General features: G+C 66.4%; 1 protein-coding gene and 1 pseudogene. Both read right to left on the bottom strand.

Annotated elements, in window-relative coordinates; translation table 11 throughout:
* Window positions 1-197, bottom strand: a pseudogene (locus tag ACFP2T_RS47995) (hypothetical protein); the annotation flags it as partial.
* Window positions 197-631 (bottom strand): ABC transporter ATP-binding protein (locus ACFP2T_RS47990; protein ID WP_377434808.1); only part of this gene is annotated, 435 nt, incomplete at its 5' end. The pseudogene ACFP2T_RS47995 and the gene ACFP2T_RS47990, both read right to left, overlap by 1 nt.

Below are 631 nucleotides of genomic sequence, written 5' to 3'. Positions count from 1 at the left end.
ACCCGGATGTGCAACCACTGCGAGCCGTCACCCAGCATCGTCACCAACGACTTACCCGTCTGCACCGGCGTCGGCAGGATGAACTCCGAAACCCCGACCACCGACACCGCGAACTGCCAACCACCCAGGAACAACGCCAACAGAATCGGCGAACTGATCCACGGCAGCAGCTTGTTCAACCTCTCCCGGTCGCCCATCAGGACTCCTCATCCAGTTCCACCCGCAACCCACGAACGATCTGCCCGAACTCCGTACCCGTCTCGGTGTCCACCGACCTCGGCCGCGCCAACGGCACCGACGTCACCGACCGGATCCGCCCCGGCCGCGGCGTCAGCAACACCACCCGATCGGCCAGGAACACCGCCTCCGAGATCGAGTGCGTCACGAACACCACCGTCGCCCCCGTCGCCGCGTGGATCGACTGCAACTCCAGATTCATCTTGTCCCGGGTCAACGCGTCCAACGCACCGAACGGCTCGTCCATCAACAGGATCGACGGCCGCGCGCTCAACGCCCGGGCGATCGCCGCCCGCTGCCGCATACCACCGGACAACTCCCGCGGATACGCACCCTCGAACCCCCGCAACCCGACCAGCTCACACAACTCCTGCGCCCGAGCCGCCCGGGTCTT

Source organism: Plantactinospora solaniradicis, from assembly GCF_042658085.1.
In the GTDB taxonomy this organism is placed as follows: Bacteria; Actinomycetota; Actinomycetes; order Mycobacteriales; family Micromonosporaceae; genus Plantactinospora; species Plantactinospora solaniradicis.
The sequence above is the reverse complement of the archived record's forward strand: the minus strand, read 5'-3'. Positions and strand labels throughout refer to the sequence as shown.